This is a genomic window from Enterococcus sp. CR-Ec1, assembly GCF_002850555.1.
Classification (GTDB): domain Bacteria; phylum Bacillota; class Bacilli; order Lactobacillales; family Enterococcaceae; genus Enterococcus_D; species Enterococcus_D entomosocium.
Map to the genome: position 1 here is coordinate 2420039 of NZ_CP025223.1, position 25465 is coordinate 2445503.

Here is a 25465-nt window from a genome sequence, read left to right on the forward strand (position 1 = left end):
CTTTGATGTTTTTTCTGTTTATAATTCAGCGTGTGGTAATTACTTTAAAGGATGTGTTCAAAATGAAACACAAGTCAGCAACGTATTTATTTATTCTTACATTAGTCATCGGTTTAACCTATCAAATGCTTCCCTATACACCCCTAAGCGATTCCGTTTTATCCATCATTGGTACTGTATGGAATGTGATTTTGGCATTTGGTGTAGGGTACTTTCTCTTACGAAGGACCTTTTTGGAACAATTCAAACATTTTCGTTTCATCGTTTTATTATGGGGTGTGCCTTTCGTCATTTTGACTGGCGTGTTCTTTTCCTTTATTTATGCCGCTATTTTTGGACAACCAACAACTAACTCGATCGGCGAAACCATCACTGTCCAAATGGTCTTTTTACAAGTACCCTTCATGTTGATGGGAGAAGAGTTGCTTAGTACCAATCTCTTGTTAGCTTTACAGAAAAAAGGATTCTCTTTCCTCTGGTCTTCCATCATTTGCAGTGTGCTGTTCGCTTTGTGGCATATCCCAGCGTACGGTTTTCATCCAGCACAATTATTGATCACCTTGATGCCCGCAAGATTGGCACTCAACTACGTCTGGAAAAAATCCAATAGTGTTTGGGTCAGCTGGATCTGCCATTTTCTTTATGATGGACTCGGTTTTATTTCATTCTTTCGTTAAATAATCAAAAAAAGACAGCTGAATCGTAGCTGTCTTTTTTTGATAGTCAGTAACGCCTTTCCCCAATGACTTACTTGATCGCTATTTTTGCTTTCTGAAATAAAGCCAGCTTGCTGTGGCGACGAAGCACAAACCAACTACAAATGGGAACAACGTCCCCTGCTCATCGGTTTGCGGCAATCTTTGCGCAGAATTGCTTTTTTTTGAAACAACAGTTGCTGTTGGTGCTTTTTCTTTTTTATCAGAAATAACGACGGTTGCTACGTTTTCTTTTGTATAAACATACGTCACAGTTGCCTCCTGCTTACCGAATGTGCCTTTGGCATTTTGCGGCAGCTGACTTCCGTCTAATATGTAGCCGTCGATTGTTAGTTGATATTTTTCTGTGCTGGCATCATAAGAGTCGCCTACGTTTCCACTGATCCTTTGTGGAGGGTGAATTTCTTTGCCTTCTGTGTCCATATACTCCACTGTTATATCCGCTGCGGGTACAGAATTTTTTGTGTAGATGTAGGTGACTGTTTGTGCTGTTTCTCCAAACACGCCCTTATTGTTTTCTGGTAATTGACTTTGCTCTAAGGTGTAGCCTTCGATTGTTAGTTGATATTTTTCTGTACTAGCATCGTAAGATTCGCCTACGTTTCCACTGATCCTTTGTGAAGGATGAACTTCTTTGCCTTCTGTATCCACGTACTCCACTGTTACATCAGCTGCTGGTACCGGATTTTTCGTGTAGATATAGGTGACTGTTTGTGCCGTTTCTCCAAACACACCCTTATTGTTTTCTGGTAATTGACTTTGATCTAAGGTGTATCCGTCGATTATTAGTTGATATTTTTCTGTACTAGCATCGTATGGGTCGCCTACATTTCCACTGATCGTTTGAGAGGAGTGAATTTCTTTACCTTCTGTATCCACGTACTCCACTGTTACATCAGCTGCTGGTACCGGATTTTTTATGTAGATGTACGCAACTGTTTCCGCTGTTTCGCTAAAAATACCTTTACTATTTTCTGGCAACTGGGTTTCATCTAGAGTATAGCCTTCGATCGTTACTTTATATTGATGTGTGCTGGCATCGTATGAATCACCTATACTTCCGCTAATGGTTTGGGAGTCATGAATTTCATTGCCCTCTGTATCAACGTATTTTACTGTTATATCCGCTGCTGGTATCGGATTTTTTATGTAAATGTAGGTAACAGTTTGGGCCGTTTCGCTGAATACACCGATACCATTTTCTGGTAGCTTAGTTTCGTCTAAAGTGTAGCCTTCGATTTTTAATTGATATTGTTCTACGTTGGCATCGTATGATTCACCTACATTACCGCAAATCGTTTGGCTAGCGTGTATTTCTTTGCCTTCTGTATCCACATACTTAATTGTTACATCCGCAGCTGGTACAGCATTTTTTGTATACACATAAGTGACTGTTTGTACGGTTTCACTAAATACTCCTGTGGTATTTTCTGGCAGTTGTCTTTCATCCAGTGTATAGCCGTCGATCGTTAATTGATAGTTCTCTGTACTGGCATCGTATGGATTGCCCACATTACCGCTAATCGTCTGAGAAGCGTGGATTTCGTTGCCTTCGGTATCTATATATTCGACCGTGATATCCGCAGCTGGTACAGCATTTTTTGTGTAGACATAAGTGACTGTTTGCACCGTTTCGCCAAATACACCGATACCATTTTCTGGTAGTTTAGTTTCGTCTAAAGTGTAGCCTTCGATTTTTAATTGATATTGTTCTGTGCTAGCATCGTATGGGTCCCCTACATTTCCACTGATCGTTTGAGAAGGATGAACTTCTTTACCTTCTGTATTTACGTACTCGACCGTTACATCCGCTGCTGGTACGGGATTTTTTGTATACACATAGGTGACCGTCTGTGCTGTTTCTCCCAAGATACCTTTACTGTTTTCTGGTAACTTAGTTTCATCTAACGTGTAGCCATCAATTGTTAACTTATATTCTTCGTTGCTAACATCATATGGTTCACCAATCGTACCGGTCAAGGTCTGCATCTCATGGATTTCTTGCCCTTGACCATCAAGGTATCGGACATTTACCTCTCCAATTTGCTCCGGATCGACAATGACATTGACCACATGTGTGGTATTCACGCTATAGGAGGCTTGTCGAGCCATAAAAATTGCTACATAGGAACCTGGGTTGCTTGGGTCAACATTGGTGTAGTAAGGATAGATTTGCGAGTCAGAAATACTTTTTTCTATATTGCCGCTAAAATTTAGTTTAAACGCCTCAATGCCTAATGCTTTGGTTGAGAAATCAAACGTACTGTTTACAGGAATATGAATCGTATCGGGACTGTTTCCAAAAGCATATTCACCCGTAATTAAACGCTCGTAGAGTTCAAGTGTTTTCGTTTCCCCAGGCTGCAAGGTGATGGAATTTCCAACCGACGTGAATGCATAGTTTTGTCTTTGATTCGTGGTACCAACTTGCTTAATAAAATAGCCACCTGAAGGAAGTTGAATTGTAACCTTTCCTGAACTGTCCGTGACTAACAATGTCACTTCACCAGATGTCGAGGAGGTCAATGTGAAATAAGCTCCTTGGATCGGTTGGTTTGAATTACCATCTAACACTTGAACCGTCAGTTGCCCATTGACAGCTCTTGCAGCTGAAGCATTAACAGATGAGGGAACCTTATCTACAGTGCTTACAGCAGAATCTTCTTTAATATCTGATTCAGAAATATTTTTTTCATTATCACTGTTGACTTGCGATTGCTCGTTTTTAGCATCCACACTCGATGAGGTCATTGTTGTCATCGCAGCATTATCTGCTTCCGTTAAATCATTTGTATCATTAGATGGTGTAGCTATCTTTTCGTCTTGCTCCAACTGTTGGGAATCTGAAAAACCTTCGCTTTCCGCCATTACCTGAAATGCTGGTGTTACCACCGCAGCACTTAATAGGATTATTAAAGACATAATATGTTTAAATTTCTTTTTCACAAACTTTCACCTTAACCTTCTTTTTCAAAATTTAGACTTTTTTATTCAAGCTTTTTTCACGCCTGAAAATCATTATAATTTATTAAATTTTAATTTAAAAACATTTTTTTATTTATCGTATTCTCCACTCCTAGCTGAAATTTTTATGCGGACTCATGAAATGCCCTTTATCTTGTGTATACCTGATTCATTTATCATTGCACTACATCACCTCTTCAGAATTTTATAATTCAAGTACCCTTCCCTTCAAGCAAATCCAGTGCAAATCAGCGCAAAGCTTCTTTGCATCCTTGTTTTATCAACGATTTCCGTTTTCCTAAAACAGGACACTATTTTCACCTAAGATTTGCTTTCTTTTTTGAATGACTCATATAAAAATACCTCCTAATTTTCAAAAGAGATATTTTTTCAAGTTTCCAGCTCAGAACAATAGAATTAGGTATTATTTAAAAGAAAAAAACACTAAAAATAATCGAGTTGCCGTGAATATCCAATGCGAAATTCTAAGCTAAACTCATTTTATTTTCATTTTTTGAAAACGAAGAAATACACTTGTGCATTTCTTCGTTAAATCGAGCTTTACAATTGTTTCTTTGAACCGCTTTATGATAGGATATGTCAGAAGGAGCATTGAAATGACTATAGCTGAAAAAATAAAAGAGAGTCGCTTGAAATTAGGACTCACCCAACAAGAAGTTTCCGAGAAATTATTTGTTACCAGACAAACGATCTCAAATTGGGAAAACAATCGAAGTACCCCAGACATCGATACATTGATCAAATTAAGTGATCTCTATAAAATCGATTTAGAGGCACTGCTAAAACCAGAACAATTAGCAGACGAACCAGAAAGAATGAGTGAGGAGAAGAAACCAACCTTCCGCCTTCTTCTATACTTGCTCAATTTGACTGCAGTCGTCGCTTGCGTTTTCACCGACTTCTTAACACCTACAGGAACAATGACCCTATGGACAGCTGCTGCACATTTTTTGTTACTAGTTAACTTTGTCCTTTTATCCGGTTTTTTCCTCACAAAAAAAAGACCCCTTCCTGCAAAAACAATTGTCTTTGCATTAGGAAAAGGTCTGCTGATCTTAGCCATTATATTAGGTTTTACTCTTTGGTCGAATAAAGGAGCTTCCGCTGATGCGTTACATCTGATCGGCCATAATTATGGTCATTTTGTCTATTTGATGTTTAAAGCAATTGGGGTGATTTATTTGTTTGATTGGCGGAAGTTTGAGATGTAAGGACTCCAATCTCAAATTTAAAATTAAGAATGCAGTTGAGAACAATAATTGATTTGATTGTTCTCAACTGCATTAGGATTTAAGAATAATAATTCTATTCAACAAAACGAAGTTAGTTGTCTCCAAAGATATCTCTTGTATATACCTTATTCTCAACATCCTTCAAAATTTCTTCAAAACGATTGGTAACTATTACATCAGACAAATCTTTAAATTCATCAAAATCTTTTATTACTCTTGAATGATAAAATTCAGCTGCATCTAAAGTTGGTTCATATACAACAACTTCTATACCTTTTGCTTTAATACGTTTCATAATTCCCTGGATGGAAGAGTATCTGAAGTTATCTGAGTTTGCCTTCATAGTCAGACGATAGATACCAACCACTTTAGGTTTTTTTGCAATAATTTGATCAGCAATAAAATCCTTTCGGGTGGTATTCGCTTCTACAATAGCACCAATAATATTACTAGGGACATCTTCATAATTTGCTCTTAACTGCTTTGTATCCTTCGGTAAGCAATAACCACCATAACCAAAGGAAGGATTATTATAATGTGAGCCTATACGTGGATCTAATCCTACACCCTCGATTATTTGTCTACTATCTAAACCACGTGACTCTGCATAAGTGTCCAACTCATTGAAATACGCTACTCTTAGGGCAAGATACGTATTTGAAAAAAGTTTTATTGCCTCTGCTTCAGTAGAGTGAGTGAGTAAAACAGAAATATTTTCTTTTAATGCATTTTTTTCAAATATGTCAGCAATTTCTTTTGCTCGTTTCGAAATTTCTCCTATAATAATTCTCGAAGGATATAAATTATCATATAATGCTTTTCCTTCCCTTAAAAATTCAGGTGAAAAGATAATGTTTTCAGTCTTAAATCTATTTTTAATTTCTTGTGTATAACCAACTGGTATAGTTGATTTTATGATAAATACGGCATCAGGACGTATGATAAGAGCTCTTTCAATTACATCTTCAACAGTTGACGTATTAAAATAGTTTTTGATTTCATCATAATCCGTTGGCGTAGCAATTATTAAATAATCACCAAATTTTACCGCTTCTTCGAAATCATTTGTGAAATCAATGCTCAAATCATCTCGTTCTAAGAAATTGTGAATTTCTTCATCATCAATTGGAGAAATATTTTGCTGTAATTTCTGAATTTTTTCCGTCAAAATATCAAACGCCTTAACTTGATCATTTTGAGATAACAATAAAGCATTAGCCAATCCAACATAACCTAAACCGAAAACTGAAAATTTCATTATATAGCTCCTATCTAATTTTTATACTAAACACAAAATTTAAAAATTTAAATAACTGTAATTTAATAAACAACGAGCAGCTAGAGAAATGTTTATTAAATAAAAGATTTCTGATAAAATTCAAAGACGCAGCAATTAAATATATAATTGAACTAAACAACATTAAAGAAAATAAGCATATAAAGAAATTTTTATTACTCAATGAGATGAAATTGTTCCTTATTAGCAAATTCAAAATTAGTGGATTTGCATGAATTAAGTAAACTGCAAATGAATTTGAAGATAAAAAATAAAGTAATTTTGAATCTTCAATCTTCAATTTCATAATAAATGCAAATAAAGAGACACTCGCTGCAATAATAAAAGGAGAGGTATAGGCGTAAAAAAATTGAGTAGTGAAAAAAAATTGTTTATTAAGGAAAATAGCTGCACAATATGCAATAGTCAAATTTCCTAAATATGCCAGTGCTATATTGGTGAGGAAGAAATATAAAAAAAATTTTTTAGAAAATCTTTCAATAGAATTAGTTCTTTTTAAGTAGTTTCCTAGAGAATACATTAATATCAAGTACAGAGTAGAACGTCCCTCGTTCAGATAAAATAAATCTGTATTAAAAAATGTTGGGATAATTGAAAAAAGAAAAAAAGGAAAAATTAAATATTCTTTCCTTATATTTTTATCTAATGTTGATAAAGCTATATTAACAACAGGTGACAAAGCAAATAATCCAGTATAGGCTATTATATACCAATAATAACCCCTAAAGTAAGGAAAAAAATTATCAATAAGGTTATCTAAACTCAGCATCTGAGGTGACACAATTAAAATAACTACTAGAAACAAAAGTGCCCAAAAAAATACTTGGCAAAAAATATCAATTAATCTTTCAATTTTCCACTTCTTATTATACATTAAGTAACCTGTAATTATTATAAAAAGTGGTACACCTATTCTTGTCCAAACTTGAATAAATTCTACTAAAAAATAATTTAATGAAAAAAAGTCTGTATTAAATAGTACCCCCCCGATAGTTATTAGGTGAGTTAATACTACACCCAGCATTGCAATAATTCTGATTAACTCTATTGAATTATTTCTTTTCATAGGTTATTTTACTCCTTTTAATATCTTTGATCCGATTCATAAAAAACATCAAGACGGACTTTTTTCATCTCCTCTTTCTAAAAACTAGCATATATAAAGGATTTGCTTTCAAGGCTAATGATATTCCCATATAAATTATCCCGCCTACTAAAATTTGTATGAAAGTTGTTCCTATAGTTGGTGTTAAATTTAAACCTAGTAAGTAAACACTCGACATCATAACAATTCCAGAAATTAAATATTTCCCCAGCTCAATCCAATTATATCTAAAAGTAGTAGATTTTATTAATTTATAACTTCGAATTACGCAAATAGTCATATATCCAAAACTAATTCCAACTACAGCGCCAAAAACACCTATTTTTAGTGAGAGTAACAATGTTGTTAAGACTGAAACAAGCGCTCCTAAAATTACAGATAAATTATACTCTTTCATTTTTCCAAATGGAATTAAGTACTGAGTAGCAATTGACATTTGAAGTGATTGAAATATGAGGACTGGAGATAAAACAGGTAATATCAAAATTAGTTCTTTAAAATCTGGTCCAAAAAACCACGGAACTAGAGTTCCAGAAATACCTGCGATACCAAATGACATAGCAATTGTAATATAAATTTGTAAATGTATAACTTTCACAAGAATAGGTATTATATCTTCTTTTCCACCACTATTGGCTATCTTACTCATCCTTGGTATCATCACTGTGTTCATTGCATTAATTATAGAACCAGTCATAGTTATTAATGACATAGCATTAGCATAAAGCCCTAATGCTCCTATACTTACAACTAAGCCCAATATAGTCTTTGTCAAGTTTTGATATAAAGAAATTGCTATTTTAGCAATAAAATATGTGACCGCAGGAACGAAATGTAAAAATATATTCTTTATTTTTATTTTTGTAAAATCAACGTAATCAGTTAGATTAATCCATAAACTCAATGAACCTAATAAAGTACCTCCACCTTGTATAATAAAATATTTTAATAAGTCTTGTTCAGTTTTAATTAAGAAAAAATTAATAAAAACGTAATTATTTTAATAATAAAATTACGAATTGTTATTTTTTTAAAATTCTCAATTCCGCTGAAAAACCAAGAAATATCAAAAACAGTGGCTAAAACTACCATTGATTGTACTAAATACAACCTCTCCTCTTCTCGGCTGACTGCAAAAAAGAGAAATAAAATCAACGAGGATAGAGAAAAGAAGAGGTTAAATAGCTGTAACTCCCAAAATTTTTCAGATAATTTTTTTCTATTATCACGTACGATAGCAATTTCTCTTACGCCATAATTAGCTAAACCTAATCCAGCTACTAAAACAAAATAATTTACAATAGAGGAAATAAAATTGTATGTTCCTATTCCTTCTTTTCCTAGTGCTGTAGAAACTATTGGTATGGTTACAACTGGCAATATTATCAATAATACTTGATAAGAAGCTTGATACAAAAAATTTGAGAATACTTTTTTCATGCTTACCTCTTTGAAATAAATTCTTTAAAACTGTCTACATTAAACAACGCGCGTTCTTTAACTTTGTTATCAATTGCCAATTCTTCGCTCTGTATTTTATACATAACTGATAATAATTTTCCTTTATTTAAATTTTCTTTTCTAATTAATCTTTCTTCAATACCTAGTTGCTTAAAAAGATTTACGACTTTAGGATGATTGGGTATTGAAATTACTTTCTTATTATAAGAAAGACCTACTACTCCTACATGTAGCTTGTTAGTAATAACATATTCCGATTTTGCAATCAAATTAATTAAACTAATAGTATCAGTATATTTGAAAACAGATACTTGAGAATTCGTTTTTGACATATTGGAAAAATAGTCATAGCTACATTTTTGACCACCACTGAAATGATCAGTTATAATTGTACATCTAAAATTTCGATTTTCTTTTAAAAAGTCTGACACGTCCTCCCATAAAACTTTCGAGTTTTCATCATTTTCAGGAGAATCAGATAAATGTAGCAAGATATTCTTCTCGCAGGCTACATGGACATCATTTAAGATGGTATCGATAGCCAATATAGTGTCTACTGACTCTATAATATGTTTTGCTTCACTTTTCTTTCTCTTCAACGCTTCCTTTGATTCATAATCTCTAACGATAACAATTTCAGCTTTGTTAACTATTTTATCTATAACCATTCTGGTTAGTGGATTAGAAATATTCCCTGCACCCGCTCCAAAAATTCCTACAGGTTTTTTATACCAAATAGCTAAAATACCAAAAACTTGTATTCTTCTAATATTTTGAAGACCCCACCTAAATCTATAAGTCCACTTAGGATTAGGTTGTTCTCCAAAATATCCACCTCCTACATACGCAATCTTATCTGCATTTTTGATAGCATCTAACTTATTTGAATAGAATGATACATTAGATAATTGTGCTCTTACTTTTTCATTCTCGGAGTACATGGATGGTGTATAGCCTAAATCATTTACAACTTTTGAAAAAACTTGAAAAAATAAAATATCACCAAAATTATCAGTAAATGCCGCTCCATTTAAAAAAATCTCTTTCATTTAAGCTTCTCACTTCCTTAAAGCATACTTGTTTAATTGTATAACCTAAAAAAACAAAGATTATATCATAAATATTGAACTGGCTACCACAGCTTGTTTTTTTTTAACTCAATAGTCCTTTGTAAAAAAGATTTAAAGCTTTTATCAGGATATACGTAACCATCTTCTACTTTTTTTAAGGCACTCATATATTCTTTTTTAAATGGATGACAATTCCTATATAACCATGGTTTAGAATTACTGGTAAAATGTAGGATTTTAGGATTATTTAAAACTTCATTTCTTTTTTTTTGGCATTTAATAAGGTTTTTATTTTTTTTATAAAAAAAACAATATTGTGCGTTCCAAGTTTCTGGCAATCGACCCCATTCCTGAAATACCGCATTAAAAGCAGCTTGATCATTTAATGATGTAAGGGAATTTTTTTCATGTAAAAACCGTTTTAGTTTTTCTTCGCTATCATCTTCCCGCATTTTTTTAAGTTTAAAATCATGACTCCTGAATTAAATGTTTGATAATCCAGATCTTGATCAAAACTAAAATTATCATAGTTATATCCTGGGTTCCAAACCGCTTGAATTAGTGCAGTATCATCAAAAAGATTCCATAATTTTTTGATGTCACTTCTTATTAATAAGTCACTATCTAAATATATTACAGTATCTAAAAACGATAAGATTGACGGTAAATTTATCTTCAAGTACGCTGTAGGTGAGACATGGTTTTTAGATGAGAATTCAATTTTTCTATTGTGATAATCAATTATCTTATAATCAAAATTACTATAAGTGCATTTGATTTGCTCTAAAAAAGAATAAAATGATATATCCACACTTTCTGATAATATACAATAAACAGTTAGATATGAACCTGTATTCTCTGTTAGACTACTCAACGTAACTTTCAAATAGGGAAGATAATTTTTATCTGCTATAGTTGCAATGTTTATATTATTCATATGTGACTAACCTCTTCATAACTTCTAATCTTATTTCCAAAAAAAAGAATATATATATTTAATAGTAAACCAAACCAAAAGAAATAATTACCAAATAAGTAGCTCCCACTAAATTGCAAGCTCAAAAAATCAAATAAAAAGCAAGATAGTATAAATATATAACACAAATCATTTTTAGCTTTTCTATATAAAGTGCTCAAAGTAGAACTAATTGCTGCTAAAAAAATCAGAAAGTATACTATACCACCGTCTAATAAAATTTCAAGAAAAAGATTATGTGGATAACTTCTTAATATAGTAAAATTTGATGATCCGATCCCCCATCCTAAAATAGGTTTTTGCGAAATCAGTCCAATTGTAATATTATAAATACTTTCTCTACCACTTGAATTATCCCACAACGTTTGCATATCTAAACTTAAGAATGAAAGAGCTCTTTCAATTCCTGAATACAATTCAATATTTTTATTACTAATATTTAAAATCACTAGATACCCTATTACACAACAAAAGATAATATAAAGAAATCTTTTGAGAGTTATCTTACTGTAAAAAGAATATAAAGAAAACGCAAAAATATTTGTTACTAAAGCACCTTTTCCTCCACCAATAAATGAGAGAACTAAAAAGAATATTAACAAGAATGTATAGAAATACGTCCTAATTCTTATCCTTTCTCGTTGACTATTTTTAAGCAGATGAATAAGTGTTAGCAAAAATCCCATTGAAAAGAAATAAGAAGTATTTTGATACGTGAAACCATTTAGTGAATTAACAGTTTCCCCTTGGATATTTGGAATCACAATTCCTATCATACCTGAAACAAATAGAGAAAGAATTATATAAGGTATCCTTATGCTGATTTTCTCTAAGTCAATTTTTGGTATTATCACTCCACATAAAATGAAAAAAGGTATCAAATAACCTAACGTAATTAATGTACTTCGGGAAATAGGTGTATTGCTGTACCTCATACTTGTAATAAAGAGTAATATTATTAAGAGCATTGTCAGCATAAAAATTACAATAAAAAAACTCGTTGTTTTTCTTTCAATAATAATTTTTGTTAAACAATATATAACCGAAATTAATCCATAGAATATTTTAAGATAAACATATAAACTTATATCACTTGTTGGATCTATATCGATATTAAGTATGGTAAAAAATAAAGAGCATATTTCATCAAAAAATAAGTACCCTACTAAAAATAAATAAATTTTCCTCACCTACTCACTACAAAATCAATACTTTTTTTTGCTATATTATAATAGGAAATACTCTTTTTAACTTCTTTAGTTCTATTTTTAAGTTCTCTGATATATTTGTCACTTAAAACTATTTGAAGTTTGTCTGTGATTTCCTTCTCAGTGTCCTCCTCTAAATAAATATCCTCTCTCGAAATCAGATGACTCGTACTTCCATACCTCTTAATTAGCAATGGAAGCTCACATCCAATTGCATCTTCGATAAGTGTCGTATGTTGACAGTTCCATACTCCCAAATATGAATCTTTTAATAAACTCAGTGTTTGTTGCCTATTTAACCAGCCTAAAAATGTAACTCCAGGACTTTTTTCTATCAATTTTGTTAAATACTCATCCTCAATACTTCCAAACAATATTAGATGGTAGTCATCAGTATTTAGTTTATTAAAAGCGTTAATCAAGTGATCTGTATTTTTGCGTAAACTCATTTTACCACCATGGACAATTATTTTTTTATCTGCAGGTATCATATCGTTATATTCATCTGATTTACCAGACAAAACAATTCTTTTAATGTCTGTTCCAATAGGTAAGAGTTTTACTTTTTCACTCGGTATTCCAAGTTCATTCTTTAAAAATAAACATCTATCAGGTGTAACTCCGAAGAAAACGTCCACATATTTATTTATACATTTTAGAGATATCTTCCAAAAAAAATTATAATAGAAGACTTTCCATAGAATATTTCTACCTGATATTTGTAAATCTGCATGATTATCCATTGAAATCAATACATTCGGATTATTTTTCTTGTATTTTGCAACTACGAAAATAGAGGGTGACGTTACTGAATGATGAAAAATATAATCTGGCTTTTCGTCTTCTAATTCCTTATATAAATTCTTGAAAATGACAAAACGCCTAGGAAATTCCGAAATTATTTTTATTCTTCTGACCAAAAAATTATTTTCGATATATATTCCTTCATCTTTTATTCTGGATTCTCCATTAAATCCATCACTTCTTGTAGACGTAATTAATATCACTTCATTCCCAAGATCTTTTTGGTATTCTGGCAATAAGTTCTCTTGATAACCAAATCCATCATTGAAGAATTGTTGTATGTGAACAATTTTCATATAAAACTCCTTTAAACATGTTTAACAGTATAATTCTATTTATTGTAGTTCGAATTAATGTAGTTAATTAGATAGTAACAATTCAATTTTTATAATCTAAATTGTAAATATAAAGATATTGTTCAAACATTTTTTCTTTACTAAACTGTTTTCCTCTTTCACTACATTTCGATGATATGGAAGGATTTTTTTTGACGTTCATTATAGCTGATTCTAAATCGTCTATATTCCCTTTATCAACAACTTTCCCAACATTTTTAGATAGTGCCTCTGCACTACCTCCTGTATTATAAGTAATTACAGGTGTTCCACAAGCTAAGGCTTCAATATTGGTTGTAGGAAAATTGTCTTGATAAGTCGGATTAATAAAAACATTTGCATTACTATATAACTCAACCAGTTTAGTTACGGAATCTGTTTTATCAATGTATGTTATATTATTATATTCCAACTTTCTTTTTACCTTTCCGACAATAATAAAATTCTCTTCTTTTAGTCTCCTAGCTAAACAGTAAATATCATCTAATCCTTTTCTCTTATCCCAAATGTTAGCACATCCTAAAACATATCTGCTTTCATTAGATTTTGTTGAATATGTTTTATTAAAAGTATTCATATCAATTCCATTATAGATTCTTTTAACATTATATTTATTTAGAAAAGTATTACTTACCATTTCTTTTAACCAATTAGAAGGAGTTATCAATAGTAGTTTTTGTTCGTCAATACTTGAAAAAATTTCTTCTTTTAATTTTAGATTTCTTCTAGAATTATTAAAAAGTGCTTTAGGATATTCTCTACTTCCTTTAAAACCATAAAGTTTGTCGACCAATCGATTGTTTTCGTTATAGTCTATGAATGCAGAATGTCCAGAAAATGTCCAACAATCATGTAGAGTCCATATAATTTTACCAGTAAATTTTTTCAAATATTCAAAAAGTATCTTTACATTTAGATAATACCCGTGAAGGTTGTGCATGTGTATTATGTCCGGTTTTATCCTTTCAATATAATTAATGAAATCTAAAGTTGCTCTTTTAGAGTAAAAACCATGACTATCAAATAATCTTGACTTGATCACGTGCGATAACACATCTATTTTTCCACCAATTCTATATGTTTTGTAAGTTTGATTCGCGAATCCTCTTCCATATGCTATAGAACAATCATGACCAGCATTAGTAAGCTCGTCATATAAGTCTGTACAAATTCTTCCAGTACTTCCAGTACCGCAAACTGAGTTAATAAAAAGTACTTTCATTTGTGCCACACATTCCTATTAACATAATCAGTATAAGAAATTATTATTCTTAAAATTTTTTCTGAAACATTTGGCATAGAGTAGTCAACTACTGATTGTAAGGTATAATTAGTTTGTTTATTTAAAACTGTCAATCCCTCTAAAATTCGCTCTTTTTTTAACCCCACCATCATTACACTAGCTTCTTCCATAGCTTCTGGTCTTTCATGGGCCTGACGGATATTTAAAGCTTTAAACCCGAGGATCGATGCTTCTTCACTAATCGTACCACTATCACTTAAAACAGCTTTAGCGTTCATTTGAAGTTTATTATAATCATTAAAACCCATAGGTTTCATAGTTTGAATCAATTTATGGAATTGAACTCCCTCTGCTTCTATCATTTTCATTGTCCGTGGATGGGTACTAATAATGATTGGATATTGATACTCTTCAGCAATTGAGTTTAGTGAATCCACTAGATCATGAAAATTTTCTTTTGAACTGATATTTTCTTCCCTATGTGCCGATACTAAAAAGTACTCATTTTGCTTAAGGCTTAGTTTTTCCAAAATAGGTGAGTGCTCAATATCTTTTTTTCTAGAATTCAACACTTCAAACATGGGACTACCGGTTTTAATGATTCGATCCGCTGGAAGCCCTTCTCTCAATAAATATTCTCTGGCGATATCACTATACGTTAAATTAATATCAGCTGTATGGTCAACAATTTTTCGATTTGTTTCTTCTGGTACTCTTTGATCAAAACAGCGATTTCCAGCTTCCATATGAAAAATAGGAATGTGTCTTCGCTTCGCGGCAATGGCACATAAACAACTGTTGGTATCTCCCAAGACCAAAAATGCATCTGGTTTTACTTCTTCAAGAATTGGATCTATTTTGATCAGTATATTCCCAACGGTTTCAATGGCTGTACCTGTTGCTGCATTCAAAAAATAATCTGGCTTCTTTAATTTAAAGTCTTCAAAGAAAACTTCATTTAGTTCATAATCATAGTTTTGCCCAGTATGTACAAGTACATGGTCAATCGCTTCAGAACTCTCTAAACGATTAATAACTGCAGATAAGCGAATGATTTCTGGACGAGTCCCAACGACTGTCATAACTTTTAATTTTTTCAATGCTAGACCTCCACGTAATAAGTATCAGGATTTTCAGGGTCAAACGTTTCGTTTACCCACATAACAGTGACCATGTCAGTATTACCTAGGTTCTCAATATTATGAGTATAACCAACAGGTATATCGACTACTTCTAATTTCTCACCAGAAACAAAATACTCGATAATTTCTTCAGAACCAATCTTTCTAAAGCGGATAACGCCTTTTCCACTTACTACCAGAAATTTCTCATTTTTGGTATGATGCCAGTGATTTCCTTTAACAATCCCCGGCTTTGAAATATTAATTGAGACTTGTCCGCGATCTTCAGTCCTCAAAAATTCGGTGAATGATCCGCGATCATCGATATTCATCTTTAAAGGATATGAAAACTCATCCTCTGGTAAAAAGCTAAGAAATGTACTATACAGATTTTTTTCTATTCTACGATTTAATTGAGGTACAGATAGATTTCTTCTACTTTCTTTAAAAGAAAGAATTATATCTCTCAAAGCGCCCACAGTTACTGTATCCGTTTCTCTTACTGAACAAAAGTCATCGACAATAAATGGTTTTGCTTGAAGGCAATGCAGCAATTCCTTAATAACATCATCAATATAGCAAAGTTCAATTTCTGCATTTTTATCATTGACGGTTATTTCTTCACCTCGAGCCACTTTATAACAAAAAGTCGCTACTACCGTATTATAATTTGGTTTCGACCATTTTCCATACAAATTAGAGAATCGATAAATGTAGACTTTCGCTCCAGTTTCACTTTGATATTTTCGTAAGAGATCTTCTCCAGCTTTCTTACTGCGACCATAAGCATTGTTAAGAGCAGCTTGAATAGAGGATGATATCATTACTGGACATGTATTGTTGTATTCCTTTAGTTTATCTAGAAGAACTGAGGTGAAACCGAAATTCCCTTCCATAAACTCTTCTTCTTCCTTGGGTCGATTCACGCCCGCTAAATGGAAAACAAAATCTGCTTTTAAGCAATATTCATCTAATAAATGTGGAGGAGTATCTATATCATATTCAAAAACATTTTCATAACCTTCGTTTCGAAGCTCTGCAATTAAATTTTTACCTACAAATCCATTGGCTCCTGTAACTAAAATATTCATCGATTTTTCCACTCTTTCAACTCTTCTTGAACATAATCTAATGCTAATAATTTTTCCTTGATTTGTTCTACAGATAGTCGTTCCGTATTATCAGAATTGTATTCGCCTTCGTGTGTCAATTCGGTACTGCCTTCGCTAAAATATTTCTCGTAATTAAGATCTCTAGTATCGGCTGGTACACGATAGAAGCCGCCCATATCTTTCGCAACGAGATATTCTTCTTTTGTAAGAAGCGTTTCATATCTTTTCTCACCATGACGGGTGCCTATAATTTGAATCTCATTTTCAACTTTAAAAAGTTCTTTCACTGCTTGTGCTAGATCACCTACCGTTGACGCAGGCGATTTTTGAACCATGATGTCTCCTGCTTTTGCATTTTGAAATGCAAAAACAACTAATTCAACTGCTTCTTCTAAACTCATCAAGAATCTAGTCATGCCCGGGTCCGTAACAGTTAACGGTTTTCCTGCTTTTATTTGCTCAATAAATAATGGAATCACAGAACCTCTGGATGCCATGACATTACCATAACGAGTTCCGCAAATCATTGTATTTTCATCTGCCACAGTTTTTGCTTTTGCTACAAAAACCTTCTCCATCATTGCCTTTGAAATCCCCATTGCGTTGATTGGATAAGCTGCTTTATCTGTTGAAAGACAAATAACTTTTTTTACCCCCATCTCAACAGCAGCTGTCACAACATTATCCGTACCCATGACATTTGTTTTAACAGCTTCCATCGGAAAGAATTCACATGAAGGAACTTGTTTTAAAGCAGCCGCATGAAATATGTAATCTACTCCGTACATTGCATTTTTAACACTATTTATATCGCGTACATCCCCAATATAAAATTTCAATTTGTCATTGTTGTATTTCTTTCTCATATCATCTTGTTTCTTTTCATCTCGAGAGAAGATACGGATTTCTTTTATATCGGAGTCTAAAAATCTTTTCATTACTGCATTACCAAATGAACCTGTACCACCTGTTATTAATAACACTTTATTATTAAACACTTTTATTCCTCCAATATTCTTTTGAATAATTTAATGTATTTTTGAATTTGAATATTTCTACAATAGTTTTTGGAAACTTTGGTTGACATATTCTTACTCATAGAGCGAAGTGTTGTTTTATCATTATTTAAAGTCAATAAACTACTTATTAATTCTTCCGAGTCTCCATTATCCACTGCGATCCCTGCGTTATTTAATAATAATTCACGAGCAATGTCAGTGTTCGTATCCATGATCGCAATTACTGGTTTTTCGGCTTGATAATAACTGTATGTTTTACTAGGAACTGCTAATCCAGAGAGACCATCTTCAAGTGAAACAATAAATATAGAAGTAATGCTTAAAGCATCATTAAATTCATTCCCACTTAAATAATCAAACATAAAGCAATTCTTTAGACTTTTTTCTGCGATGACTTCTGATATTTCTTTTTTCTTATTGCCGTGACCAGCAAATAAAAAGGCGATTTTTTCTTTAGCAATACGTTCATCAGAAATTGTCTTCAAAATGGTATCCATATCCTGTGCCGTTCCCATATTACCAAAATAAGAAACTATGAGTGGATACTTATTACTTATCTCTATGAACTCCGGTGTCACTAGTTTATTCAATGATTTTTCTTCTGTTGCCCAATTTGGTATTACTATTATTCTTTCTGGATCAATGTTCCTATTTTTTTTAATATACGATTTCATGTCATTTGACAAAGCCACAATATTTGATGTTTCCGGATATAATCGTTCATTTATTTTTCGCATAAATCTAGAAATAAAACTATTCTTCCTAATCGTATCTGTTCTTTCAGCAATTTCAGGATAAAGATCATATGCAACAAAAACAATTTTACATCCATAAAGTTTTTTTGCAATAATGGATATTACAGGCAAAATAGGTGGGTTTGAATAGACAATGATTGTTTTGTAATTTCTACACATCCGTACATTCAATAATATTGTGAATGTAAATGAAAAGTAATTTATTAGTCTACTTAAAAAATTCTTTCTGCCAAGTTGGATATATTTTTTTCGATAAACCGTCATATCGTCGATTTTTTCGTTAACTGGTATTTTTTCATTTTTTTGTGTATATTCTCGAGGATAACCACATAGGACATCGACTGTTAGACCTGCTTTACTTAATCCTTGAGCAGTCTGATAAGGTAAGAGTGCCGAAGAAACATACTCTGGATAAAAGAATTGGCACATAAATAGTATATCTCTTTTCACTTTTCACTCTCCTCAATACTAGCCTTAAAGTCTCTGATTTGATAATCAAATTTCACATTATTAAAAATCGATTCTGGATAACCCTCCAGGGTTGAATCATAGAAGAGCGTGCCAAAAACTTTTTGAAGTAAGTTGCTATGCTCCGAAAGTTTAGAAATAAGGGTATCGAACCCTTTTATTAAATATATGTTTCTTCTATGAAATTTTGCGATCTCATTTACCATTAAAGACGTGTTGACGAGCACTTTGTTCTGTGGATGGAACGTTCCATTTAACTGATTATCTATAATTACTTTGACAAAGCAATGGAGATTATCAATATAAAGCATACTTCTCTTGTTGTTTACTTTAGGAAATACAATAGTTTTTTTTGCCACATTTGATAATCTTTGGTAATTTCCAACACATTGCGGACCGTAAATCATAGGAGGTCTGATTATCGCTACATTGAAAGAATCAGTTGCTAACCTTTCGATCTGTATCTCAGCTTCTCTCTTAGATTTACCATACGGTGTGGTAGGATTTATTTTAGTTTCTGCAGAAATAGCTCCGCTCTCTACTCCGAAAACAGACATCGTGCTAAAAAAAATAAAATGCTGTACATGTTCTTTCTTTGCTTTTTCTGCTACTTTAATAGCTAAATCACGATTTACTTTGTAATACAATTCTTCATTCTTTTCTTTGACGTGAACAATAGCTGCAAGATGAATCAAAACATCATATACAGAAAAATCAACATCTTTCCAAGTACTCTCCCTAACACTAATCGTTTCAATTTGATAATAATCTTTATATTGCTCTATCCATGTTTTAAATGATGTACCAATATAGCTATTTTCTCCTGTGATGAGGATACGCTTCATTGCCCATCCTCCTTCTTAATACTACTTGTTCCGCCTTCTATAACACCCTCACTTTTAAAAACAGAAACAATCGTTCCAAGAAAACACTTCAGATCCATAGATGGTGAAATGCTTTCAGTATATTTCCCATCTAAAAGAGCTTTTTGTTTAATTTCCAACTCATCTCGACCACTAATTTGAGCCAACCCAGTCAATCCTGGTCGAACATTATTTGCCCCATACTTATCACGTTCTTCAATCAAATCATATTGATTCCATAGCGCTGGACGAGGCCCAATGACAGCCATATCGCCTTTAATAATATTGAATAATTGAGGCAGCTCATCCAAACTGGTTTTTCTTAAAAATTTCCCGACCTTGGTGATATAAAAATCAGGATCTTCTAAAAGATGTGTTGGCATTTCTTTTGGTGTATCAATCTTCATTGTTCTGAATTTATAAATATTAAAATGGGTTTTATTCTTTCCAACCCGTTTTTGTTTAAAAATAATGGGACCCTTTGAATCGATTTTTATCGCTAGACATAATAGTAATAGTACTGGTGATAAAACAATTATCCCTATTAGCGATAATAGAAAATCAATAATTCTTTTCATTCCATCCTTATACAACAAAACCCACTCCTATTTGTTTGAAGCATTTGCAAATTTCACAATTTCATTAGCCAATGTAGCACTGTCTTTAGGAAGTGCTTCTACAAAACAAAGTACCTCTTCCAATGAATATCCTTTGATATTCCCAACAAAAATTTTCTCAAAGACTGCTTTATCATTTCGTTCTTTATCCAGCAAAAGCTCTTCATATAATTTTTCCCCAGGTCGAATCCCAGTTTCAATAATCTCAATCTCTTCTTCGCTATAACCACTTAGACGAATCATATTCTTCGCAAGATCAACAATTTTCACCGGTTCGCCCATATCTAAAATGAAGATTTCGCCACCTTGAGCAAGTGCCCCTGACTGAATAACCAAGCGGCTAGCTTCTGGGATCGTCATGAAATAGCGGGTCATACGAAAATCAGTTACTGTGATCGGTCCACCTTTTGCTATTTGCTCACGGAATACTGGAATCACACTGCCTCTTGAACCTAATACATTGCCAAAACGCACAGCAGAAAATTTCGTGCACCCTTTTTCATTTAAGCCGGTAACAATCATCTCGGAGATGCGCTTTGTTGCCCCCATGACGTTTGGTGGATTATTGGCTTTATCCGTAGACACCATTACAAAGTTTTTCACTTTCGCAGCTTTGGCAGCTTCAGCGGTATTTTTCGTTCCGTAAATATTGTTTTTCACTGCTTCTTTAGGATTGTATTCCATCAACGGTACGTGTTTATGTGCTGCCGCATGATAAACGATATCCGGTTTGACTTCCTTCATGATTTCAAACATCTTTTCTCGATCTTGTATATCGGCTATAACAGGAACGATTTCGGTAATATTATCTTTAAAATTGATGTTCAACTCACGGTCAATTAAGTAAATCGAGTTTTCTCCATGTCCTAGCAAAACTAGTTTTTTAGGATTGAATTGAATCACTTGGCGACAGATTTCGGAACCGATCGATCCACCAGCACCAGTCACTAATATCGTCTTTCCAGTAATTTGATCTTTGATGGAGTCGATATCCAATTTGACTTCGTCTCTGCCTAGCAAATCAACGACATCGATTTTCTTCAAACGTGATGTGCTGATTTTTCCAGAGGCGATTTCTTCCATTGATGGCATCGTGTTGACTTTGACATGCAAAGGTTCAATTAAGCTAAAAATACTTCGCAATTTTTTCCGTGACAAGGATGGAATAGCGATCGTAACCATATTGATCTCATACTTTTGAATCAAATCAGGTAAATCACTGATACAACCCAAGACTTTTTTCCCAGAAAGATAAGTGTTTCGTTTATTCGGATCATCATCGACAAATCCGATAATATTAATGTCACTTGCCGTTTTCGAACCTACGAAGCTATTGTAAAGAATACGGCCGCCTTCTCCTGCACCGACGATCAGGGTATTTTTGACAACCTCATTGGATGCCCCTCTCATGTTTTTTCTTTCTATATAGATCCGCCATATCAATCGACTAGCAATGATCAAAAAGAGCGAAAGAAAGTACGTAAAGATCACTAAGCGCATGCTATAGGTTTCATCACCGAAAAACAAGATCACGTTACAAGTAAAAGCGCTGCATGATACAGCCAAGAAGATAGCGATCATTTCTTTCAAGTTCGTGTAACGATTGATCCGAGAAAAAACACGAAATACGGAACCATAAAAAAGGTAGAAACCGACAGAAAGGCTCACCGACATCAATGTAAATTCTTTTGGAATCGCCACAAAGGGTTTCATAAAATAAACTGCTGCTATATTCGCTGCTATGATCAATAAACTATCTACAACTATCAAAGTTACAATTTTTCTTCTTCTCGTTAATTCAAACAACCCAGTTGCCCCCTAAAATAACCCGAATTTCTTTTTTTTCACTTCTGTAAAAGCTGGAAAACTGATTTGATCCCCATTTATCAAATCTTTTGCTACTTGTTTCATCAAGGTTACTTTGAGCATGCCAAAATCTTGCTCAATTTGCTCATAAGCTTCTTTTAAATTAAAGGTGCGTTTTGTAACGCCATGGGCATCCGAAGCGACCATCTGAACAAGATTATGTTCAACCATTGTTTTTGCTGTTTTTTGGATTTCTTTTCCAAATACGCCGACATAACTTGGCGCAGTTAACTGTGCCAAACAGCCCATATCCAAAAAAGGGATGAGATTGTTAGGGTCTTTTCTAAAATGAGCATTCCGCTCGGGGTGGACAATGACTGGAATCTTTCCCAGCTGTAGTAAATCGAAGAATATTTGTTCTGTATACGTAGGCACTTCAATCGTAGGAAATTCTATCAAGATATACGTATCATCAAGATCTGTAAAAAGGATGTCATTTTTCTGTATATCCTCAATTAAATCTCCTGTTATCCTAACCTCTTGCCCCTCAAGAACTGTCAAGGGCAGGTTCCGTGCGTCTAATTCTTCTTGTAAAGAGGTAACGAGAGAAATGACCTCTGACTTCGGATTGCGGTATTTTCCATTGTTATGATGTGGGGTACAAAGGATATGCGTAATTCCTTGGCTAATCGCTTTTTCAGCCATAGCAATGCTCGCATTGATGTCTTCTGCACCATCATCAATTCCTGGTAAAATGTGGCAATGTAAATCAATCATTTCTCTCGTCTCCTTCAAATTAATTAATTTCCATAATAATAGTAGTAACCTGAGTCTTTCGAGTGTTCGGCACCGTTATAGACCACCCCAATGATTCTTGCTTGAACCATATTCAATAGATCTCTCGCTTTTGTTAAGGATTCTTTACGTGCAACATTTTCTCGAACCACTAAGATCGTCCCATCTGCTTTAGATGCCATGATTTGTGCATCGGTGACTGCTACAACTGGTGGCATATCAAAGATAACCACATCGTAAAGGTTTTTCGCTTCTTCCATCACTTGGTTCATTCGTGCTGACCCAAGTAGCTCAGATGGATTTGGTGGTTTTGGTCCGCTGGTTAAGACAGATAAATTATCAATCACCGTTTTTTGAGCTGCTTCAAGGACGCTCGTTGAGGTACTTAATACGGTACTCAATCCAATCGCATTGTTTAAGCTGAATGTTTTGTATACAGTAGGCTTTCGCATATCGGCATCAACTAACAATACTCGTTGTCCTGATTTTGCAAAAACAACCGCTAAATTAGCTGAAGTTGTCGATTTCCCTTCACCTGGACCAGAAGAAGTAACAACAATGGTCTTGATTTGTTTATCTGCTGAAGACGCAAATTGAATATTTGTACGGATCGTACGATATTGCTCTGAGATTGGTGAAGAAGGATCAACCATTGTAATCAAGCTCACTGCATGTGTCTGTGTCCCAGTACGTTCTTGTTTTTTTGCCATCATTGTTCCCTCCTAGACCCGGCTACGACTACGGCGTGATTCTGCCGTTTTGTCGCCTTGCGGTTTCTTAATAAATGGTGCGCTTGGCTTTTTCTGAATGGTCGCAGCCAATTCTTTTGGTGACATTTGGGGTACAGTACCCAATACGGTAAAGCCTAATGTTTCGGTTACAAATTTATCATCTTTGACAGTTCGATCTAGTAGCTCCAATAAGAAGGCTAAACCGACACCGACCATGATCCCTAATACCAGACCAATGGCTAAATTTAGTTTGTTGTTAGGTGAAACTGGTGTAGTACTAGCTACCGCACTTGAAATGATTGAGATTTTATCAACATTCATAACATCTTGAGCATTTTCTTGAAAGACCAATGCTGTCGTATTGGCAATATTTTGCGCTGACACTGCATTTGTACTAGTTGCCTGAATGGAAAACATTTGTGAGTTCTGTGACTGGTTGATCGAAATGGATTCTTTCAATTGTCCGACAGTCAAGTCAAGGTTATTTTCAGACTCCAAACGATCCTTTACTTGTGTCATAACCAAGTCACTGACAATCATATCTTTATACGTATTGATCATTTGCAAGTTTGTATTCACATCGTTGGCATTGGTAGTTTCGGATTGAGGCAATGTCACAATCAACTGAGCTTGTGAACTGTATTTCGGTGTAATGACAAAGAAGGTGAATATCCCTGCTAAAGCTAAACCAGCAAACATTGAAATAAAAATAGCAGCTAAGTGTTTCCGTAGAATTGCGAATATTTCTTTTAAGCTAATTGTTTCTTCCATCTTTTCTCCACTTTCCTATTCATTCTCTAGATTTAGTTGAGCTTTCAACTCTTTTTGAACTCTTGCTAGTTCTTCGTCACTCACACGCTGATATGAGATGCCATCTTGCATGAATCCTTCCCCTTGCAACTGATCTTGTTTGATCGTTTGAAAGGCACTGCGATAGTTAAATGCTAAGGTTCGCATGTCATCGAAACTCATATCTGTCTTCATGTTTTGCTCAACGGCATTTAAGATCGTTTGATATTGGGTGATTCCATCAAGACTCAAGACTTTCTTAACGATCCCTTCAACGATTTTACGTTGGCGTTCTTGACGCCCATAATCGCCGTTTGGATCTTCATAACGCATTCTTGAATAGGCAAGGGCTTGTTCGCCATTTAGTGATGTACGTCCGATAGCAAAATCAAAGCCGTCTTGCGAAAAGGTGATTTCATTATCAACTTCAATGCCGCCAACCGCATCGACTAATTCTTTCAAACCAGCCATATTGATTGATACATAATGATCGATCGGAATATCCAAGAATTTTTCTACGGTATTCATTGCCATCGCTGGTCCACCAAAAGCATAGGCATGATTAATTTTATCTGTCGTCCCATGTCCAACGATATCAACATAGGAATCTCTTCCAATACTCACCACCGTCGTCTGATTGTCTTGTGGGCTGATGGTCGCAACCATCATGGTATCAGAACGTCCTTGTTCGACTCTTCCTAAATCACCGGTATCGATCCCCATCAGTAAAACCGAGAAGGAATCTTTTTGGGATAGGTCGACATCATTTTCACGTAGACGATCTTCTCGATCACGTTCGACTGATTGATAGGTTTCTTGAATTGAGTTTGATACATCAAAATATAATTTTGCAGCGACACCGATCATTCCGATGACTAACACTGCAACGATTGAAAAGATGATTAAAAAGATTTTTTTTCCTTTTGACATTTGCTTTCCTCCAGTTATCTCTATTTT

At 33.8% G+C, this 25465-nt stretch carries 20 protein-coding genes and 2 pseudogenes; 2 read left to right on the top strand and 20 right to left on the bottom strand.

Features of this window, described 5'->3' with window-relative positions; translation table 11 throughout:
• Nucleotides 1-5: 5 nt before the first annotated feature.
• Nucleotides 6-677: a CPBP family intramembrane glutamic endopeptidase gene (locus tag CXM95_RS11625; protein ID WP_101699197.1), complete on the top strand. Its 672-nt coding sequence runs from the start codon at nucleotides 6-8 to the stop codon at nucleotides 675-677.
• Nucleotides 678-758: 81 nt separating this feature from the next.
• On the opposite strand, the gene CXM95_RS11630 is transcribed toward CXM95_RS11625, so the two are convergent.
• Nucleotides 759-3662: a MucBP domain-containing protein gene (locus CXM95_RS11630; RefSeq protein ID WP_101699198.1), complete on the bottom strand. Its 2904-nt coding sequence runs from the start codon at nucleotides 3660-3662 to the stop codon at nucleotides 759-761.
• A 635-nt stretch (nucleotides 3663-4297) separates the two neighbouring features.
• On the opposite strand from CXM95_RS11630, the gene CXM95_RS11635 reads away from it, so the two are divergent.
• Nucleotides 4298-4912, top strand: a complete 615-nt coding sequence (locus tag CXM95_RS11635) for a helix-turn-helix domain-containing protein (protein WP_101699199.1) — start codon at nucleotides 4298-4300, stop codon at nucleotides 4910-4912.
• A 112-nt stretch (nucleotides 4913-5024) separates the two neighbouring features.
• Here CXM95_RS11635 and CXM95_RS11640 read toward each other — a convergent pair whose 3' ends face one another.
• The 19 genes and pseudogenes from CXM95_RS11640 to CXM95_RS11735 form a co-directional block, all read right to left on the bottom strand.
• The gene (locus tag CXM95_RS11640) at nucleotides 5025-6191 is read right to left on the bottom strand and encodes a nucleotide sugar dehydrogenase (RefSeq protein WP_101699200.1); all 1167 of its coding nucleotides are present in this window, start codon (nucleotides 6189-6191) and stop codon (nucleotides 5025-5027) included.
• A 10-nt stretch (nucleotides 6192-6201) separates the two neighbouring features.
• Entirely contained in the window at nucleotides 6202-7296 is a 1095-nt protein-coding gene (locus tag CXM95_RS11645; RefSeq protein ID WP_101699201.1) for an acyltransferase, read from the bottom strand.
• A gap of 64 nt (nucleotides 7297-7360) precedes the next feature.
• Nucleotides 7361-8775, bottom strand: a pseudogene (locus CXM95_RS19010) (lipopolysaccharide biosynthesis protein).
• 2 nt (nucleotides 8776-8777) lie between these two features.
• On the bottom strand, nucleotides 8778-9845 hold the full coding sequence (locus CXM95_RS11655) for a polysaccharide pyruvyl transferase family protein (RefSeq protein WP_101699202.1): 1068 nt from the start codon (nucleotides 9843-9845) through the stop codon (nucleotides 8778-8780).
• An 83-nt stretch (nucleotides 9846-9928) separates the two neighbouring features.
• Nucleotides 9929-10803 (bottom strand): annotated as a pseudogene (locus CXM95_RS19190) (glycosyltransferase family 8 protein).
• Complete coding sequence (locus CXM95_RS11670; protein WP_101699205.1) at nucleotides 10800-12032, bottom strand: O-antigen ligase family protein; 1233 nt, start codon at nucleotides 12030-12032, stop codon at nucleotides 10800-10802. Before CXM95_RS11670 ends, CXM95_RS19190 begins: the two are co-directional and overlap by 4 nt.
• Entirely contained in the window at nucleotides 12029-13150 is a 1122-nt protein-coding gene (locus CXM95_RS11675; protein ID WP_101699206.1) for a glycosyltransferase, read from the bottom strand. Before CXM95_RS11675 ends, CXM95_RS11670 begins: the two co-directional genes overlap by 4 nt.
• An 82-nt stretch (nucleotides 13151-13232) precedes the next feature.
• A complete protein-coding gene (locus CXM95_RS11680) occupies nucleotides 13233-14411 on the bottom strand; it encodes a glycosyltransferase (protein WP_101699207.1) in 1179 nt (392 codons plus the stop codon).
• The gene (gene wecB, locus CXM95_RS11685; RefSeq protein ID WP_101699208.1) at nucleotides 14408-15532 is read right to left on the bottom strand and encodes a non-hydrolyzing UDP-N-acetylglucosamine 2-epimerase; all 1125 of its coding nucleotides are present in this window, start codon (nucleotides 15530-15532) and stop codon (nucleotides 14408-14410) included. Before wecB ends, CXM95_RS11680 begins: the two co-directional genes overlap by 4 nt.
• Before the next feature lie 2 nt (nucleotides 15533-15534).
• Nucleotides 15535-16644: a capsular polysaccharide biosynthesis protein CapF gene (locus CXM95_RS11690; protein WP_061054353.1), complete on the bottom strand. Its 1110-nt coding sequence runs from the start codon at nucleotides 16642-16644 to the stop codon at nucleotides 15535-15537.
• Nucleotides 16641-17663: a polysaccharide biosynthesis protein gene (locus CXM95_RS11695; protein ID WP_016613506.1), complete on the bottom strand. Its 1023-nt coding sequence runs from the start codon at nucleotides 17661-17663 to the stop codon at nucleotides 16641-16643. The genes CXM95_RS11690 and CXM95_RS11695 overlap by 4 nt, the downstream gene beginning before the upstream one ends.
• A 2-nt stretch (nucleotides 17664-17665) precedes the next feature.
• The gene (locus tag CXM95_RS11700) at nucleotides 17666-18889 is read right to left on the bottom strand and encodes a glycosyltransferase family 4 protein (RefSeq protein WP_101699209.1); all 1224 of its coding nucleotides are present in this window, start codon (nucleotides 18887-18889) and stop codon (nucleotides 17666-17668) included.
• The gene (locus CXM95_RS11705; protein ID WP_101699210.1) at nucleotides 18886-19752 is read right to left on the bottom strand and encodes an NAD-dependent epimerase/dehydratase family protein; all 867 of its coding nucleotides are present in this window, start codon (nucleotides 19750-19752) and stop codon (nucleotides 18886-18888) included. Before CXM95_RS11705 ends, CXM95_RS11700 begins: the two co-directional genes overlap by 4 nt.
• On the bottom strand, nucleotides 19749-20363 hold the full coding sequence (locus tag CXM95_RS11710; protein WP_324847109.1) for a sugar transferase: 615 nt from the start codon (nucleotides 20361-20363) through the stop codon (nucleotides 19749-19751). The genes CXM95_RS11705 and CXM95_RS11710 overlap by 4 nt, the downstream gene beginning before the upstream one ends.
• A 12-nt stretch (nucleotides 20364-20375) precedes the next feature.
• Nucleotides 20376-22193, bottom strand: a complete 1818-nt coding sequence (locus CXM95_RS11715) for a polysaccharide biosynthesis protein (protein WP_101699212.1) — start codon at nucleotides 22191-22193, stop codon at nucleotides 20376-20378.
• 12 nt (nucleotides 22194-22205) lie between these two features.
• Nucleotides 22206-22970, bottom strand: a complete 765-nt coding sequence (locus CXM95_RS11720; RefSeq protein WP_008378782.1) for a tyrosine-protein phosphatase — start codon at nucleotides 22968-22970, stop codon at nucleotides 22206-22208.
• Between the two features lie 23 nt (nucleotides 22971-22993).
• Nucleotides 22994-23701: a CpsD/CapB family tyrosine-protein kinase gene (locus tag CXM95_RS11725; protein ID WP_442778490.1), complete on the bottom strand. Its 708-nt coding sequence runs from the start codon at nucleotides 23699-23701 to the stop codon at nucleotides 22994-22996.
• Nucleotides 23702-23710: 9 nt separating this feature from the next.
• Nucleotides 23711-24490 carry a YveK family protein gene (locus CXM95_RS11730; protein ID WP_008378786.1) on the bottom strand — a complete coding sequence of 260 codons (780 nt, stop codon included), beginning with the start codon at nucleotides 24488-24490 and terminating at the stop codon, nucleotides 23711-23713.
• A gap of 15 nt (nucleotides 24491-24505) precedes the next feature.
• A complete protein-coding gene (locus tag CXM95_RS11735; RefSeq protein ID WP_005234969.1) occupies nucleotides 24506-25438 on the bottom strand; it encodes an LCP family glycopolymer transferase in 933 nt (310 codons plus the stop codon).
• Between the last annotated feature and the right edge of the window lie 27 nt (nucleotides 25439-25465).

Coding starts and splice junctions, on each gene's coding strand:
- CXM95_RS11675 (WP_101699206.1), bottom strand. CDS start 13,150: ATGAAAATTGTTCACATACAACAATTCTTCAATGATGGATTTGGTTAT.
- CXM95_RS11625 (WP_101699197.1), top strand. CDS start 6: ATGTTTTTTCTGTTTATAATTCAGCGTGTGGTAATTACTTTAAAGGAT.
- CXM95_RS11635 (WP_101699199.1), top strand. CDS start 4,298: ATGACTATAGCTGAAAAAATAAAAGAGAGTCGCTTGAAATTAGGACTC.
- CXM95_RS11645 (WP_101699201.1), bottom strand. CDS start 7,296: ATGAAAAGAAATAATTCAATAGAGTTAATCAGAATTATTGCAATGCTG.
- CXM95_RS11655 (WP_101699202.1), bottom strand. CDS start 9,845: ATGAAAGAGATTTTTTTAAATGGAGCGGCATTTACTGATAATTTTGGT.
- CXM95_RS11705 (WP_101699210.1), bottom strand. CDS start 19,752: ATGAAGCGTATCCTCATCACAGGAGAAAATAGCTATATTGGTACATCA.
- CXM95_RS11730 (WP_008378786.1), bottom strand. CDS start 24,490: ATGGAAGAAACAATTAGCTTAAAAGAAATATTCGCAATTCTACGGAAA.
- CXM95_RS11640 (WP_101699200.1), bottom strand. CDS start 6,191: ATGAAATTTTCAGTTTTCGGTTTAGGTTATGTTGGATTGGCTAATGCT.
- CXM95_RS11690 (WP_061054353.1), bottom strand. CDS start 16,644: ATGAATATTTTAGTTACAGGAGCCAATGGATTTGTAGGTAAAAATTTA.
- CXM95_RS11725 (WP_442778490.1), bottom strand. CDS start 23,701: ATGATGGCAAAAAAACAAGAACGTACTGGGACACAGACACATGCAGTG.
- CXM95_RS11680 (WP_101699207.1), bottom strand. CDS start 14,411: ATGAAAGTACTTTTTATTAACTCAGTTTGCGGTACTGGAAGTACTGGA.
- CXM95_RS11735 (WP_005234969.1), bottom strand. CDS start 25,438: ATGTCAAAAGGAAAAAAAATCTTTTTAATCATCTTTTCAATCGTTGCA.
- CXM95_RS11720 (WP_008378782.1), bottom strand. CDS start 22,970: ATGATTGATTTACATTGCCACATTTTACCAGGAATTGATGATGGTGCA.